This is a genomic window from Georgfuchsia toluolica, from assembly GCF_907163265.1.
Taxonomy (GTDB): Bacteria; Pseudomonadota; Gammaproteobacteria; order Burkholderiales; family Rhodocyclaceae; genus Georgfuchsia; species Georgfuchsia toluolica.
Genome location: NZ_CAJQUM010000001.1, coordinates 3,450,224 through 3,465,762 on the forward strand (window position 1 = coordinate 3,450,224; position 15,539 = coordinate 3,465,762).

Consider the following 15,539-nt stretch of genomic DNA (forward strand, 5'->3'; position numbering starts at 1 on the left):
TTTCCTCGTTATATATTTTTCTCAAAATAAAAGCGGACATAGTCGGACGTGGTCTCGATGCGTCCGGCAAAAGAGCCAAGGTTCACTTCTAGTTCGGCCATCTTGAATGGGCGTCTGAGAGTTCGCTCCAGTGTTTCGCGCCGCAAGATAAGTTCGCCATCGGTGTCTATGCGGACATAGGCAATCTTGTCGTCCACTCGGATTTCCTTGTCAGGATTGTCTTCCTGGGCTGCTTCAATAATTCCCTGAGTCAAATCACTGGCTCTGAGGACAGGCCCAACCCGGTTATTCTGGTAGCCATCAGCAAAACTCTTGGTCGTCATTTCTTTTCCTTAAATGTCAGCTGTGGGCAAACAAGGGTGTAACGCCCTCGGTATCCACATAGATATCGTCCCCATCCAGTTTGACGGGGTATTCGGCAAGTTGACAGTCACCAGGGTTGATGCCTTGACCGGAGCTGCTATCGAAAGTCCATTGGTGAGCACGACACATAATTACCTTGCCATCGAAACGCCCTTCGGCAAGAGATATGTCTTGATGTGGACAATTTCCTTGGTAGGCTTTAATGGCGCCCCCTTCAGGCCAAACCAGCAAAATTTCCTGTCCATTAACGTCAAATGACGCCATCTCGCCTTCCCATAATTCGTCCAATGTGCATATCTTTTGCAATGCCATAGTTATAACTCACAAGGGGTCTGTAAAAATGAATTCGAGACATTCCATCGGTTGAATATCTGTCTCACCGAGTTTCTGGTCTTGAGGGAAGAAGTCTTTTCCACCCTGCCGGCGCACACGAATCAACTTGCCCGGTTGCGGTGCGACGCGCCGGCCAACGGAATGGTGGGCTGCCGCTGCAACGACTTGACTCATGGTGTTTTCCGTATCGACCGGAACCAATTGGAGAACGAAGTCGCCCTGAAAATTTGAAATGATTGGAAACAGTGCCATGTTGGTTTCTCCTCAATCAAGCGGCTTTACGGGAGTAAACTTTGTTGCGGTAAGCCTCTGCCCATGCGTAGTTGTGTGCGTCATCGCCGCTTTCGCCAGGGGCGAGATTCATGTACTTCAGAGCCCCCTCTAGATTCGCCGGTTGTATTTGTCCTGCCAAAAACCGATCGACCAGGCTCATGTGATCGCGATAGCGCAATGGCTCCTGCTGGAATACCCAGCGATCGATTTCCGAATTGAAGTGATAGGAGCGACCGTTGTATTCCAGCGGGTAATCTTTAACGTTCCAGCCGTTACCGGGCACCGCGCAAATTGGCAGCTGACTCATATTGCATACGATGGGCAGTGTTTCCGGCATGGTTGCGGCAATGTTGCCTTTGAGCACGTTATCGATGATTACGTCCCAACACTTGCCAAAGGTATCGTTCCAGCCCGGATATTTTTCCTCAAGCCAATCGCGATCATCGGGTGTCATGCCGGCGGCCGGATTCCACCATACCGTTGGCCGCCAAAACCACACGCCCAAGTGATAGGCGTGATGCTGGAACTCAAGCTCGGCAATCATCGTGTCCCAATACCAGGGAAGGTCAAGGCCGAGGTCGATCAAGGAGCGCTCGAACTGAACGACGATCCACTCCTGCATGAACTCTTTAAAGGATTGTTTGCGATGGCTCAGCGGCGTGTAGTAATCCATCGCAGGTCCAGTCAACACAGCGAATAGCCGCAAAGCCCGTGCGATACCAACATAGACACGTTTTTGGGCTTCTTCCTTTTGACCATTGGCAACCAGAATCTCCAACGCCGGACCGCCGATTTGGGCGTGGCGCGCTTCATCAGTTTGAATGCTCGAAATGAGACTCGAAAAAGTGTAATCACCTACCTCGGCCGCGTCGGCCGAGAGGCCGAGGAACTGCATGTTGGTGAACCCGGTCTCGAAGGCAAATGTCAGCATGATGGCAATACTGACGGCGTCCCGTCCCAGGAACAGATCATCGAAGGTATGGCGGGCGGCAATAGCAGCCCACTCGTTACTATGGTATGCCTTATGGGCCCAGTCGAACTGCCGGTCCTTGGAACAATGCTCATGGGGGAAATAGAGCTGCAACTGGGCATGACGGTTTTCGTCGAGCATCCCAAATGTTGCCATATTGCGCATCCCTGGCGCTGGCCCAAAGCGAGTCATACGAGCCTCAGCACTCATGGCGGCGTATTCACCGAGAGCAATGGCGCCATAGTGAGCCTTGATCGTCGATAGCCAGCCAGCATCGGCCTGCTCGAACAACTTAGTTCGCTCCAACGCCGCCTTGACGGAATAAACGCCAGCATCTTTGTCGCGCTGAATCTTTACGTACTCAGGATAAGATGTTTTGTAGGGCTCGTCGTAGGCTTCCCATTTCGGACGCTCTACGCCGAGGGCGCCGGTCATCACGTTCGGGAACAACTCATCTTCCTTCACATAACGCGGTGTCCAGTTGGTATTGCGCGCAATGTCATACCATTGACTGCGATCCAGTAGTGCCATGTCTTCCTCCATCCAGGTATTCAACCTCACTCAAGATGCTGAGCGGCTGATAGTCTAAAGCATTGATTGTGCCAAGCTGTTTTTCAGGCCCATTGAACTAATTACTTTGTAGGCTCACAGAGCCATACTACGCTTGGCGATAGCTAAATAATCGGTTTTTTTCTTATCGGTGTTAGAGAAGCATTGGATTATTGCTTGTTGATCAATGTCACCATTTGATAAAAAACATCCTGACAGCGGTAGAAGAATATTTCTATTGGAACAATATTCCGCAACATTCCAATTTTGTAACGGTTTCACTGTCTCCGTCATGAGCAAAATTCGGGCATTGATAATGTCCACGACAATCCTCCGAACGGATGCTGACCATTCGGAAAACGCCTCGCTCTTCGGTGACAAGCAGAGCATCCGACAGCAACTCAACATCTTGGGTAGGGAGTCCGCACTGGCGGCATCGCGTTCCTTGAGGTGCTCAACGCGAAATTTCTCGCCTGGGTGCTCACTTGTCCTTGATGATCTCGCCGCGCAACCGGCATAGGCACCTTCAATAAGTATTCGTGGCTGTTTCTTCCACTCTATCTATATAGAGACGGCAATCGTTCAGTTCTTGCCTGCTATAGATCCTCACTTGTTGAACTGAATTCGCCACGCTTTAAACGGTAGCTAAGCTGGGGCCGAGTGATTCCCAGCAGTCTGGCTGCCTGCGCAAGATTTCCTTTTGATCGTGATACTGATTCGTGCAACAACATGTCTTCGACAGATTCAAATGAAAGGCCGCTGGCGAAGAAGGCATCACAGAATTGGGCCGTGCCGGGGGACCCCTTTTCCTCAATGTGTCCGTTTGTGGCGATTCCTGCTTCTGGAGCCTGTAGATTGTCGAGGGTTGGAAACAGAGTTTCAAGCTGGATTTGGCCATCGGAGGTAGCCAAAATGACCCCTCGCTCGATCATGTTTTCAAGTTCCCGAATGTTGCCCGGCCAAGAGTAACGCTTGAGCACCTGCAATGCCTTGTCGGTGAGTCCGGATATTCGCTTACCGTGCAGTGCGGAAAACTTTTTCAGCAGGGCCATCGCGAGTGGTGGAATATCAAGGGGGCGATCGCGTAACGGAGGAATGTGTATTGGGTAAACATTGAGCCGGTAGAACAGGTCGGAGCGAAACTTCCCAAGTTTTACCGCTTCCTGCAAATCGGCATTGGTTGCGGCAACGACACGCACATTGACCTTGCACACTTTGTCTCCGCCGAGCCTTTCTATTTCGCCCTCCTGTAATGCGCGCAGCAACTTGGCTTGGGCAGGCAGAGGCATATCGCCAATTTCATCGAGGAACAACGTGCCTCCATCGGCACGCTCAAATTTTCCTGCACGGGAAACATTTGCTCCAGTAAATGCGCCTTTTTCAACACCGAATAGCTCGGACTCAACCAGTTCGGCAGGCAATGCTGCACAGTTTATTGCGACGAAAGGCTGCTGATTCCGGTCACTGAGTTGATGCAGGGCGCGGGCGAAGCGCTCCTTGCCTACTCCGGTTTCACCGCTTAACAGGACGCTAACATTGGTTTTTGCGGCTTTGGCGACCAGCTCGAAGGCGTTGCGGAATGCTGGAGACTCGCCGATAAGATTGTCGACCCGATATTGCTCGGTAAGCGATGACCGGAGAGTATCCACTTCCGTGCGCAACTCAAGCAGGCGTGAAACGATGGAATCGGATTCATAGTAGGGTGTGTATTGGGCGGCGTCGGGCCACTCCTCCACTGGTTTGCCGACAATCCGGCAGTCAGGTGATCCGCAGGCGACACAGACCATCTCTTTGAACAGTACAAAACGCCCCATAAAAGCTGTGGCATAGCCGGAGGCGTAACCGATGAGCATCCAACAGGCAGGATCTGCCTGCGGTCCGAATTCTTTGAGATGAGCTTCGGCTTCCCAAGAATTCTCCCAGCGAAATTCGCCAAAAAAGCGTCCAGCCGGGATGTCCATGTCGATCTTAACCGGTGTGACCCGGACATTGCCTTCCAGCATATGCAACTGCGGCCCGACCACGAAGGCATCCACCGCATTGTGGAGACCTCGGATTTTTTTCGCCAATTCTGCGTCCCGGATTCCCGAGGCAAAGCCCGTACGAGTCAGAATACGTCGCGCTTGGTCAATTCCAATTGAATTGATGAGTTCTTTGCGGAGACCGCCTAGCGCTGCGGCATGCAGCAGCAGCATGCGATCCTCTGCCAGCCAGATGGCGCCGTCTTCAGCAGAAAATCTGACTAGTTTTCGCAGGTCTGTGTCCTGCGGATAAGGGTAGCCGCGATCCGTCATTTCTTCTCCGTTTGGGCCATCTGGATGACCTCCTTGGTCAGTATAGCCAAAAAAATATCTAAATTATCTAAGGAAACGCTGAATAAGCCGCCGCAAAACTCAGCGGTAATCTGGAATTGAGACGAAAACGTGACGCCAATGACATTTTTATCGAAAAACCGGCCTGTTTTGAATGGAAACGCAGGGCATTCCACCTCATGCTGGACGCACCTCTCCCGTCAGAGGTCGTCCCCATTTGCCGACGTTGAGCATTGCCAGCATGGCGAAGGCCCGGTTGGCGTTCTTCGCCAGGCCGCGATAGCGCACCCTGGCAAAGCCCCGGAGACGCTTGAGGGTCGGGAACGGATGCTCGACCCTGGAACGCACACTGGACTTGCGACAGTTGGTCTCCTTGTCGGCGTCCGTCAGCGGGCAGTTCCTGTGGGCACGTCTGTTGGTGAAGTCCTTTGCCTTTGGCGCAATGTCCTTGAGTCGTTCACGCTGCGCCTTGCCCCGGCAGGCGCTGTCACCGTGGAAGCGGGTTTCCTCGCCATGCAGCAGGTTCGGCACTTCATGGCTGTCATGGACATTGGCGGCGGTGACGCTGGCGCCATGGACCCGACCGCTCTGGCTGTCCGTTCCAATGTGAAGCTTCATGCCGAAGTACCACTGGTTGCCCTTCCTGGTCTGGTGCATCTCCGGATCACGGCTCTTGTCCTGGTTCTTGACGGAAGGCGGTGCGGCGATCAGCGTGGCATCGACGATCGTGCCCCCCGACAGTTTCATGCCGCTGGCCAGCAGCAATTCGCCGACCTTGGCAAACAGGGCCGCGCCCCGGCCGTGCTGTTCCAGCAGATGCCGGAAGTTGCGCAGCGTCGTGGCATCCGGTATCCGTTCGCGTCCCGGATCAAACCGGCAGAACTCCCGGAACACGGCCACGTCGTAGAGCGCGCCTTCGCAGGCTTCGTCCGCCAGGTTGAACCAGTTGGCCACGCAGTACATCCGCAGCATCCGTTCCAGCCCGACTGGCGGCCGACCATTCCCGACCTTCGGGTAATACGGTTCAATCAGCGCACAAAACCCGGCCCACGGCATCAATCCGTCCATGCGCGACAGAAACTCCGCCTTGCGCGTCGCCCGGTTGTGCTTCTCGAATCCTCGTGTCGCCGCCAGCGTCATCTGCTTCATCGTTTCGTCCCTTGTGCTCGATACTCCGTGTCAGACAGCATGATAAAAAAAGCGTTCACGGCATTTGTTATTTATTCAGTGTTTCCCTAAACGAATTTGTGTGCTGGAGTAGTTCAGCCATTTATGTAGCGCAAAGCTTTGCTGCTTTGCAGCATGATTATTTAATCAGATTGCTGCCTCGAGATGATTCAATCGATCCATCGGTTTCCCTCGATATCAATCTGACTGGGCTTCGCCAAGAACATAATCTCGATAAAAGACAACATCATCGATCGCCTGGCACGACTCTTGTTAGGGGATTGCTATCTAAAGGAGATTAGGCCATGGCATTTGATCCAAAAAAAAAATTCGTGCGCATCACCGAGCTTCGCGATGATGGGTTTGTCGAATTTGATTTTGCCGTTGGAGAACCAGAACTCTTTGCCGAGATGATCCTTCCGTCCGGTGGGTTCGATGAATTCTGTGCCATCAACGGTGTTGTATTTCTTAACGAGAAATCTCAGTTAAAAGTTGGAACTGAGGATGGAACTGAGGACATGGAGTGGCGCTTGCGCGATGCCGTTCATCATCGTTTCAAGTAAGGCAATCGGCTGCATCGAACTGGAAATTAAAGGAGGTAGCAAGTAATGCAAATTGATCTTCGTACTGTCAGTATAAAGCCGCTGCGTCAGACCTTCGATCATGTCGCGGCACGAATTGGCGGCGATAAGCCGGCGTCACGCTACCAGGAGGGAACCATTTGTCTGCAGGCCGAGGCTAACTTTCACTATCGTCCATTATGGGCGCCTGAATACGAGATTTTCGACGCCCGCCGCACCAAACTGAAGATGCGCGACTGGTACGCTTTCAAGGATCCACGCCAGTTCTACTACGGCACCTACACCATAACCCGGGCGCGCATGCAGGAGACCGCAGAGTCGGACTTCGATTTCGTCGAGGAGCGGGGCTTGGCCGCAAACTACCCTGAGGCAGCGAGAAAGATCGCTCTTGAAGTGCTGCTGCCGCTACGCCACGTTGCCTGGGGCAGCAATATGAACAACAGTTTCTGCGCCGCCTACGGTTTCGGCACGGCAATTACCCAGCCCTGTCTCTATTGCGCCATGGATCAACTCGGCATTGCCCAATATCTGACTCGCGTTGGTTTGCTGCTCGACGAGCCGGCGGCCCTCGATGTCGCCAAGAAGGCCTGGATGGAAAACTGGGAGTGGCAAGGTCTGCGTCGCAGCGTCGAAGACATGCTGGTGACCCAGGATTGGTTCGAGCTTTTCGTCGCCCAGAACCTGGCGCTGGATGGGCTGCTTTATCCGCTGGTATACAGTCATATCGATAACGCACTGTCAGCCCAGGCTGGACCAGCAGTGTCAATGCTGATCCGCTTCCAGGCCGAATGGTATGCCGAGACCGCGAAATGGGTCGATGCCTCGATCAAGACCGCGGTCGCCGAGTCGGACGAGAACAAGGTGCTGGTTTCGGAGTGGGTCCGCATTTGGCGAGAGCGCGCCGTTGAGGCGCTGACGCCAATTGCCATGCATGCGCTGGGCAGCAATGCCGAATCGGTAATGAGCGAGATTGTCGAACAATTCAACGCCCGTGTCTTAAAACTCGGCCTGACCCTTTAAGGAGCAACGACATGTCTAATGTATTTATCGCTTTCCAAAGGAACGAGGAGACGCGCGGCATCATCGAGGCAATTCTCGAAGACAACCCGACCGCCATCGTTAACGAGCAACCAGCAATGGTGAAGATTGACGTACCCGGCAGCATGACCATCAAGCGAACCACCATCGAAGAGAAGATGGGACGTTCTTTTGAATTGCAGGAAATGCAGGCCAACCTGATCACGTTGTCCGGATACGTCGATGAAACCGACGATGAGTTCAATCTGAGCTGGAAAAACTGAGGAGAAAGCATATGGACATCAAGGTCAATAAGAAGCTGGGTCTGAAGGAGCGCTATTCGCTGATGACCCGCGGGCTCGGTTGGGATACCACCTACCAACCGATGGACAAAGTGTTCCCATACGACAAGTTCGAAGGCATCAAGATTCATGACTGGGATAAATGGGAAGATCCATTTCGCATGACCATGGACGCCTACTGGAAATATCAGGCCGAGAAGGATCGCAAGCTCTATGCGATCATCGATGCCTTTGCGCAAAACAATGGCCACTTGGGTGTCACCGATGCGCGCTATATCAATACGCTGAAACTATTCCTGACCGGCATTTCTCCGCTCGAGTACATGGCACATCGCGGTTTCGCCCATGTCGGACGGCAGATGCGCGGCGTGGGCCCGCGAGTGGCCTGTCTGATGCAATCGCTCGACGAACTGCGCCATGCGCAGACGCAGATTCATGCATTGTCGAATTACAACAAACACTACAACGGTTTCCATGATTTCCTGCACATGATTGAAAGGGTCTGGTATCTGTCGGTACCGCGTTCCTTCTTTGACGATGCCTATACCGCTGGCCCATTCGAATTCATGATCGCCATCGGCTTCAGCTTCGAATACGTGCTTACCAATCTATTATTCGTACCGTTCGTCTCCGGGGCTGCTTACAACGGCGATATGGGCGTGATGACTTTCGGATTTTCCGCGCAGTCTGATGAAGCGCGCCATATGACACTGGGGCTCGAGTGCATCAAATTCATGCTTGAACAGGATCCGGACAACCTGCCCATCGTTCAGCGCTGGATTGATAAATGGACGTGGCGCGGCACCCGCGTACTGACATTGGTTGGCATGATGATGGACTATATGCTGCCCAAGCGCGTGATGAGCTGGAAGGAAGCCTGGGAAATCTACTTCGAGCAGAATGGTGGCGCATTATTCAATGACTTGGCTCGCTATGGCATCAAGATGCCGAAGTGCATCGCTCAGGCCACCATTGACAAGGAGCACATCTCCCACCAGGCTTGGGCGACCTTCTATCAGTACGGCGCTGCGGCTGACTTTCACACATGGATGCCGAAGCCCGAGGAAATGGACTGGCTGTCGGAGAAATACCCGAACACCTTCGACAAATACTACCGGCCACGCTTCGAGTATTGGGCCGAGCAGCACAAGGAGGGCAAGCGCTTCTACAACATGACTCTGCCCCAGTTATGCCAAGTCTGCCAGATCCCGATGCTGTTCACCGAGCCCTCCGACCCGACCAAGATCTGCTATCGCGAATCGGACTACAAAGGCGAGAAGTACCACACCTGTTCCGACGGCTGCAAAGAAATATTCGACAACGAGCCTGAGAAATATATCCAAGCCTGGCTTCCGGTGCACCAGATCTATCAAGGCAATTGCTTTCCGGAAGGAACCGACCCGACCAAGCCTGGCTTCGAGCCGTTACCGGAAGTGCTGAAGTACTACCACCTTGAGCACGGACGCGACAATCTTGACTTCGAGGGATCCGAAGATCAGAAGAATTTCGCTGCCTGGCGCGAAATGGCGACCAAGAACTAAGGAGACAAGCATGCCTGTTGTTGCACTCAAACCCTACGAGTTCGCTGCGGCGGATACTCAGGACAAGTTTCACGGAAGCCAGTTGCTCTACATCGGCTGGGAAGACCACTTGATGTTCTGCGCGCCGTTTGCCCTCCCATTCCCGCCGACGATGCCGTTTGGTGCGATCCAGGAGCAAGTGATCCCTGGAGCCTTCGGCTATCACCCCGACTGTGCCAAGATCGACTGGAGCAAAGCGGAGTGGTTTAAGTCGGGCAAGCCCTGGAAACCCGATCCGGGCAAGTCCTTGGCGGAAAACGGCCTCAAGCACAAGGACGTGATCCGCTTTCGTACGCCTGGGCTGACCGGTATCAAGGGGAGTTGCGCCTGATTTTTGGCTGAAGACAATGAGCTATAACCTTACCATAGAGCCGCTTGGGCAGACGATCGAGGTCGAAGACGGGCAGACGTTGCTGGATGCGAGTCTGCGTGCCGGGATCTACTTGCCCCATGCTTGCTGTCATGGACTCTGTGCCACTTGCAAGGTACAGGTAGTCGATGGGGAAGTCGAGCACGGAGAAGCCTCCAACTTCGCACTGATGGATTATGAGCGGGAAGAGGGACTCTGCCTTGCCTGCTGCGCGATACCCCAGTCCGACGTTACTATAGAGGCGGACATTGAGGTCGAACCGGATGCGCTGAATTTGCCGGTACGGGATTTCAGCGGCATTATCAGCCGGATCCAAAACCTCACGCCGACCATCAAAGGGGTCTGGATCCAGCTTGATGAGCCGGATGGGATTCGCTTTCAGGCCGGGCAGTACATCAACCTGCACATCCCGGGCGACAAGACCATCAGGGCATTTTCCTTGGCCAATGCACCCTCGTTGGGTAGAGAGATCGAACTCAACATTCGTTTGGTTCCCGGCGGCAAGGCCACCACGTGGATACACAACGAGTTGAAGGTTGGCGATCCGGTGCAACTGGCGGGGCCATATGGCCGTTTCTTCGTGCGCAAGTTGGCTGATGTGCCACCGATCTTTCTTGCCGGCGGTTCAGGTTTGTCCAGCCCCAAGTCGATGATCCTCGACCTGTTCGAGGAAGGCTGTAGCCTGCCGATCACCTTGGTATATGGTGCGCGGACGCAGGACGAGTTGTACTACCACGATCTGTTCAAGGAACTGGCCGCGCGGCACACCAACTTTTCTTACGTGCCGGTGCTCTCCAACGAACCGGCTGAGTCTGATTGGGATGGCCGGCGTGGATTTGTCCATGAAGCGGCGAAGGAGTATTTCAACAACGACTTCCGCGGCCATAAGGCCTACTTGTGCGGGCCGCCGGTGATGATCGATGCCTGCATAGCAACGCTGATGCAGGGGCGGCTTTTCGAGCGTGACATTTACTCCGAAAAATTCTTCTCCGCTGCCGATGCGCAGCAAGTGAGAAGTCCTCTTTTCAAAAAAATCTAGCGGCCATGGCTTACCACCTCGTAACCATCGAGGAAACCGGGGAGACCTTCCGCTGTTCTGACCAGGAATCGTTGCTGGTCGGAATGGAAAAGCTCGGCAAGCGGGGAATCCCGGTGGGCTGCCGCGGAGGTGGCTGTGGTGTCTGCAAGATTCAGATCGTCAGCGGCGCGATCAAAAAGCGAGTGATGAGTCGAGAGCACATTAGCGTCGCGGATGAGGCGGCTGGTCGTGTACTTGCCTGCCGATCCAAGCCGACCAGTGATGTCGTGCTGCGCGTTGTCGGACTCATGAAAAAGAACATACTGCGCAATGACTAGGCCCATTCATCAGTCAGCCACCTGGGAGCGGGTTATTGGCGATTCTGCGGACGTGGTTGAGAAATGCCTGCAGGGACGGCGACGTATCGTCGCTGCGGTACATGCACTTGAGTTCGACTCTGGCATCAGGAGCTATAAGCGGACGGTAGGTGGTGCGTGGAAGCATCAAGCCAGCCGCCGACTGCGGCACAACACAGAGCCCAAGTCCGCTCGATACAAGGGCGATGCTTGTCAATACATCTTCCGCTTCAAAGGCAATAACGGGGTTAAAACCGGCATGACGGCAGAGAGCGATCACGTTGTCAGCAAAGCTTGGCCGTCCGATGTTCGGATAGATCACCAGGGGTTGCCCCTCGAGATCACCAACCAAAATCGTTTTCCTCGCGGCGAGCGGATGTATTTCATTGAGGGCAACACAAAAACCTTCCTCAAACACGGTTTCGATCGTCATATCCGATACCTCTGGAAAGATGCGACTGAATCCGATCGACAAGCGCCGTTGGAGCAACGCTTCAATTTGCTCGGACTTGTGCATTGTGTGCAAACCAAAGGTGACTTTGGGGTGAATTTTGCCGAACTCAAGCATGAGTTGCGGAATGACCGAAAGAATCGCCGAGCCGAACACGCCGATCTCGATACGCCCGAGTTCACCGCGGCTGGTCATCTGGGTTCGGATGACCGCTTGGTCGGCGAGAAATTGCAGCTTGCGGGCTTCCTCAAGGAAGGTCACTCCAGCTTCGGTAAGCGTAACGCCGCGCGGGGTGCGCTTAAACAGATGAACCTTGAGCGTTTGCTCCAGTTGCTGAATCTGGCGGGTCAGCGGAGGTTGGGAGATGTGAAGGCGGGCTGCAGCGCGGCTGAAGTTGAGTTCGTCCGCCAATGCGAGGAAATAGCGCAGATGTTTTAGTTCCATGTGCTGGCACTTTTAAGAGATGGGACCTTGAACGAGGTGCGCTAAAAGTCTATACCTTTTAAGTATGAATGGTGAGAGAAAAAGGTATTGGACGGTATGGCGATGAATTGGTTAAATCAACAAAAGATTATAGGTATATCGAGATTTATTTATTCTTAAAACACTGATGCTGGTGTCAGCCTCAAAGAAAAAAGCAGCAAGTATTGAGTTGGCGAAAATCATTTTGAAGAGGAAAGCTAATCATGGCACTAACTGGTGTTCTGCGCCCGGGTCACGCCGCACTGCGCGTGCTTGATCTTGAAGAGAGTGTAAATTTCTACGGCAATGTGCTGGGTCTCATAGAGACTGGGCGCGACAAGCAGGGCCGTGTCTACTTCAAGGCCTGGGACGAGCGTGACCACAACAGCATTGTGTTGCATCAGGCCGACAGAGCCGGGATCGATTATTTCGGTTTCAAGGTCGCCAACAAGTCGACGCTGGAGAAACTGGATTCGGACCTGCGTGCCTATGGCGTCAAGACGGAAAGGATTCCTGCCGGTGAAATGCTCGAAACTGGTGAGCGCGTGCGCTTCGAGATTCCCAGCGGCCATCTGATTGAGCTCTACGCCGAGAAGAAGGATTTTGGCAACGGAATGCCCTATGTCAATCCGGAGGCTTGGGCGGTGGCGTTGGCAGATAAAGGAATTGCCCCAACCCGTTTCGATCATTGTCTGCTCTATGGCCCTGACATAGAGAAGGTACAAAAGCTATTTGAAGAAGTGCTGGGCTTCTACCTTACCGAGCACGTCGTGCTTGAGGATGGCCAGACCGACTTGGCGATTTTCATGGCCACGTCAAACAAGGCGCATGACATCGCCTTTGTCCGTCATCCGGAGCCGGGCAAGCTGCACCACGTCTCCTTCCTGCTCGAGAGCTGGGAGAGGGTTCTGCGTGCTGCCGACCTGATGTCGATGAACCGTGTCTCGATCGACATTGGGCCGACGCGGCATGGAATCACGCGCGGCACCACGATCTACGCTTTCGATCCCTCTGGCAACCGTTTCGAAACCTTCAACGGCGGGTACCAGACCTACCCTGACTGCAAGCCCCTGAAGTGGACGATTGATGAAGTTGGCCCCGCCATTTTCTACCACGACCGCAAGCTCAACGAACGTTTTCTGAGCGTGGTGACTTGAGTGATGGAAGTTGCAAATCCCACTTCTGAAAGCGCCATACAACAAAGGTATAGGTGATCAGAAAAAATAGTATTGGACGGAACAGCAGTTATTCCACCAAATTAACGATTAATGGGAAATTACAAAAGCATTTAAATTTTAAGCTCATCGAAACGTGCCGCGGCGGCGAAATGTCTGCACTGGCATGAGAGTCCTGAAAGAGAGATTTCGTCAAGGCTGCGTTAACTTTTGAAGAGGAGAATTAATCATGGCACTAACCGGTGTTCTGCGCCCGGGTCACGCCGCACTGCGCGTGCTTGATCTTGAAGAGAGTGTAAATTTCTACGGCAATGTGCTGGGTCTCATAGAGACTGGGCGCGACAAGCAGGGCCGTGTCTACTTCAAGGCCTGGGACGAGCGTGACCACAACAGCATTGTGTTGCATCAGGCCGACAGAGCCGGGATCGATTATTTCGGTTTCAAGGTCGCCAACAAGTCGACGCTGGAGAAACTGGATTCGGACCTGCGTGCCTATGGCGTCAAGACGGAAAGGATTCCTGCCGGTGAAATGCTCGAAACTGGTGAGCGCGTGCGCTTCGAGATTCCCAGCGGCCATCTGATTGAGCTCTACGCCGAGAAGAAGGATTTTGGCAACGGAATGCCCTATGTCAATCCGGAGGCTTGGGCGGTGGCGTTGGCAGATAAAGGAATTGCCCCAATCCGTTTCGATCATTGTCTGCTCTATGGCCCTGACATAGAGAAGGTACAAAAGCTATTTGAAGAAGTGCTGGGCTTCTACCTTACCGAGCACGTCGTGCTTGAGGATGGCCAGACTGACTTGGCGATTTTCATGGCCACGTCAAACAAGGCGCATGACATCGCCTTTGTCCGTCATCCGGAGCCGGGCAAGCTGCACCATGTCTCCTTCCTGCTCGAGAGCTGGGAGAGAGTTCTGCGTGCTGCCGACCTGATGTCGATGAACCGTGTCTCGATCGACATTGGGCCGACGCGGCATGGCGTCACGCGCGGTACCACGATTTACGCCTTCGACCCTTCCGGCAACCGTTTCGAAACCTTCTGCGGTGGGTACCAAACCTATCCTGACTGTCAGCCCATAAAGTGGACGATTGATGAAGTTGGCCCCGCCATTTTCTACCACGACCGCAAGCTCAACGAGCGTTTCCTGACAGTAGTGACTTGAGTGATGGAAGTTGCAAATTCCACTTTCGGGATCACCTTGGAGGCCGCCTCTGCAGCGGCTCAGGGGGCTGTGACGCACGCCAGGGCGAGCGGCTGGCAGATTAACGTTGGGGTTGTCGACCGCGGTGGCAACCTGATGGCGTTCTTGCGCATGCCGGGGGCCTACCTGCATTCGATCGATCTTGCCATTGACAAGGCATACACTGCGGCGAGCTTTGGCTTTCCGACCAAACAGTGGATGAATGTCGTTGGCGCCGACGAAGGGATGAAGCTGGGTTTCTCTGCGCGCCCGCGCCTGGTTGTATTTGGCGGCGGTCTGCCAATTCGTATTGATGATGACTGGGTCGGTGGAATCGGAGTTTCAGGCGCTTCGTCCGATCAGGATGAGGAATGTGCCCGTGCAGGACTCGCTGCAATCGGGTTGAAAGAGTGATGAATCACAAATGCAATGATTGAGAAAAAATGAACCTGATCAAAAATTTTATCGATGGCAAGTTTGTCGAAAGTACCAAGAAATTCGAGAAGCGGTCTCCGCTCGACAATAAGGTGCTCGCGTTGGTGTCTGAGGCGGACAGAGCCCAGGTCGACGCAGCAGTGGCGGCAGCACGCAGCGCTTTGACCGGACCTTGGGGCAGTCTGACCGTTGCCAATCGGGTCGACCTGCTCTATGGCGTAGCCAACGAGATCAATCGCCGCTTCGAGCAATTTCTTGAAGCCGAGTGCGCAGACACGGGCAAGCCCATGAGCCTTGCGCGTCATATTGACATTCCCCGGGGCGCGGCCAACTTCAAGATTTTTGCTGACGTGGTGAAGAACGTGCCGTCCGAGTTCTTTGAGATGGAAACACCGGATGGCCGAGGCGCCTTGAACTATGCAGTACGCAGCCCGATCGGCGTGATCGCCGTAATCTGCCCATGGAATCTACCACTGTTGCTGATGACATGGAAGGTTGGGCCGGCACTCGCCTGCGGCAACACGGTCGTTGTGAAGCCCTCGGAAGAGACCCCGCAAACCGCTACGCTACTTGGCGAAGTTATGAATCAGGTCGGGATCCCGCAGGGTGTCTACAACGTGGTGCATGGCTTCGGCCCCAACTCGA

General features: G+C 53.9%; 19 protein-coding genes. 11 read left to right on the forward strand and 8 right to left on the reverse strand.

From position 1 onward, the window contains the following. Window positions 1-8: 8 nt before the first annotated feature. The 7 genes from K5E80_RS16330 to K5E80_RS16360 all read right to left on the reverse strand — a co-directional run bounded on the left by K5E80_RS16330 (window position 9) and on the right by K5E80_RS16360 (window position 5,949). Window positions 9-323 (reverse strand): MmoB/DmpM family protein, encoded by a 315-nt coding sequence (locus K5E80_RS16330; protein WP_220637153.1) that lies wholly within the window; start codon window positions 321-323, stop codon window positions 9-11. Window positions 324-339: 16 nt separating this feature from the next. Further along, window positions 340-675: a monooxygenase system ferredoxin subunit gene (locus K5E80_RS16335; protein WP_220637154.1), complete on the reverse strand. Its 336-nt coding sequence runs from the start codon at window positions 673-675 to the stop codon at window positions 340-342. Between the two features lie 9 nt (window positions 676-684). Further along, on the reverse strand, window positions 685-948 hold the full coding sequence (locus K5E80_RS16340) for a toluene-4-monooxygenase system B family protein (RefSeq protein ID WP_220637155.1): 264 nt from the start codon (window positions 946-948) through the stop codon (window positions 685-687). Between the two features lie 16 nt (window positions 949-964). Further along, window positions 965-2,470 (reverse strand): ferritin family protein, encoded by a 1,506-nt coding sequence (locus K5E80_RS16345; protein WP_220637156.1) that lies wholly within the window; start codon window positions 2,468-2,470, stop codon window positions 965-967. A gap of 114 nt (window positions 2,471-2,584) precedes the next feature. After that, window positions 2,585-2,812 (reverse strand): hypothetical protein, encoded by a 228-nt coding sequence (locus K5E80_RS16350; protein ID WP_220637157.1) that lies wholly within the window; start codon window positions 2,810-2,812, stop codon window positions 2,585-2,587. Between the two features lie 272 nt (window positions 2,813-3,084). Then, window positions 3,085-4,782 (reverse strand): sigma-54-dependent Fis family transcriptional regulator, encoded by a 1,698-nt coding sequence (locus K5E80_RS16355; RefSeq protein WP_220637158.1) that lies wholly within the window; start codon window positions 4,780-4,782, stop codon window positions 3,085-3,087. A gap of 195 nt (window positions 4,783-4,977) precedes the next feature. Further along, window positions 4,978-5,949, reverse strand: coding sequence for an IS5 family transposase (locus K5E80_RS16360; protein ID WP_220637159.1), 972 nt, complete (start codon window positions 5,947-5,949; stop codon window positions 4,978-4,980). Between the two features lie 323 nt (window positions 5,950-6,272). On the opposite strand from K5E80_RS16360, the gene K5E80_RS16365 reads away from it, so the two are divergent. The 7 genes from K5E80_RS16365 to K5E80_RS16395 are packed head-to-tail and all read left to right on the forward strand — an operon-like array spanning window position 6,273 to window position 11,173. Further along, the gene (locus K5E80_RS16365; protein ID WP_220637160.1) at window positions 6,273-6,530 is read left to right on the forward strand and encodes a phenol hydroxylase subunit; all 258 of its coding nucleotides are present in this window, start codon (window positions 6,273-6,275) and stop codon (window positions 6,528-6,530) included. A gap of 45 nt (window positions 6,531-6,575) precedes the next feature. Continuing rightward, window positions 6,576-7,568 (forward strand): aromatic/alkene monooxygenase hydroxylase subunit beta, encoded by a 993-nt coding sequence (locus K5E80_RS16370; RefSeq protein ID WP_220637161.1) that lies wholly within the window; start codon window positions 6,576-6,578, stop codon window positions 7,566-7,568. An 11-nt stretch (window positions 7,569-7,579) separates the two neighbouring features. Next, entirely contained in the window at window positions 7,580-7,849 is a 270-nt protein-coding gene (locus K5E80_RS16375) for an MmoB/DmpM family protein (RefSeq protein ID WP_220637162.1), read from the forward strand. An 11-nt stretch (window positions 7,850-7,860) separates the two neighbouring features. Then, window positions 7,861-9,408, forward strand: a complete 1,548-nt coding sequence (locus K5E80_RS16380) for an aromatic/alkene/methane monooxygenase hydroxylase/oxygenase subunit alpha (RefSeq protein ID WP_220637163.1) — start codon at window positions 7,861-7,863, stop codon at window positions 9,406-9,408. A 10-nt stretch (window positions 9,409-9,418) separates the two neighbouring features. Further along, window positions 9,419-9,778, forward strand: a complete 360-nt coding sequence (locus K5E80_RS16385) for a phenol hydroxylase subunit P4 (protein ID WP_220637164.1) — start codon at window positions 9,419-9,421, stop codon at window positions 9,776-9,778. A gap of 16 nt (window positions 9,779-9,794) precedes the next feature. Continuing rightward, the gene (locus K5E80_RS16390; protein WP_220637165.1) at window positions 9,795-10,856 is read left to right on the forward strand and encodes an NADH:ubiquinone reductase (Na(+)-transporting) subunit F; all 1,062 of its coding nucleotides are present in this window, start codon (window positions 9,795-9,797) and stop codon (window positions 10,854-10,856) included. Between the two features lie 5 nt (window positions 10,857-10,861). Beyond that, a complete protein-coding gene (locus K5E80_RS16395; protein WP_220637166.1) occupies window positions 10,862-11,173 on the forward strand; it encodes a 2Fe-2S iron-sulfur cluster-binding protein in 312 nt (103 codons plus the stop codon). Between the two features lie 13 nt (window positions 11,174-11,186). On the opposite strand, the gene K5E80_RS16400 is transcribed toward K5E80_RS16395, so the two are convergent. Then, window positions 11,187-12,086 (reverse strand): LysR family transcriptional regulator, encoded by a 900-nt coding sequence (locus K5E80_RS16400; RefSeq protein WP_220637167.1) that lies wholly within the window; start codon window positions 12,084-12,086, stop codon window positions 11,187-11,189. A 242-nt stretch (window positions 12,087-12,328) separates the two neighbouring features. Here K5E80_RS16400 and K5E80_RS16405 point away from each other — a divergent pair, with 242 nt between their 5' ends. The 4 genes from K5E80_RS16405 to K5E80_RS16420 all read left to right on the forward strand — a co-directional run. Then, window positions 12,329-13,261 carry a catechol 2,3-dioxygenase gene (locus K5E80_RS16405; RefSeq protein ID WP_220637168.1) on the forward strand — a complete coding sequence of 311 codons (933 nt, stop codon included), beginning with the start codon at window positions 12,329-12,331 and terminating at the stop codon, window positions 13,259-13,261. Window positions 13,262-13,508: 247 nt separating this feature from the next. Next, window positions 13,509-14,441 carry a catechol 2,3-dioxygenase gene (locus K5E80_RS16410; protein WP_220637169.1) on the forward strand — a complete coding sequence of 311 codons (933 nt, stop codon included), beginning with the start codon at window positions 13,509-13,511 and terminating at the stop codon, window positions 14,439-14,441. A 3-nt stretch (window positions 14,442-14,444) separates the two neighbouring features. Continuing rightward, on the forward strand, window positions 14,445-14,873 hold the full coding sequence (locus tag K5E80_RS16415; RefSeq protein ID WP_220637170.1) for a GlcG/HbpS family heme-binding protein: 429 nt from the start codon (window positions 14,445-14,447) through the stop codon (window positions 14,871-14,873). 29 nt (window positions 14,874-14,902) lie between these two features. Continuing rightward, window positions 14,903-15,539: aldehyde dehydrogenase family protein (locus K5E80_RS16420; protein ID WP_220637171.1), on the forward strand; the 637-nt coding region annotated here is incomplete at its 3' end.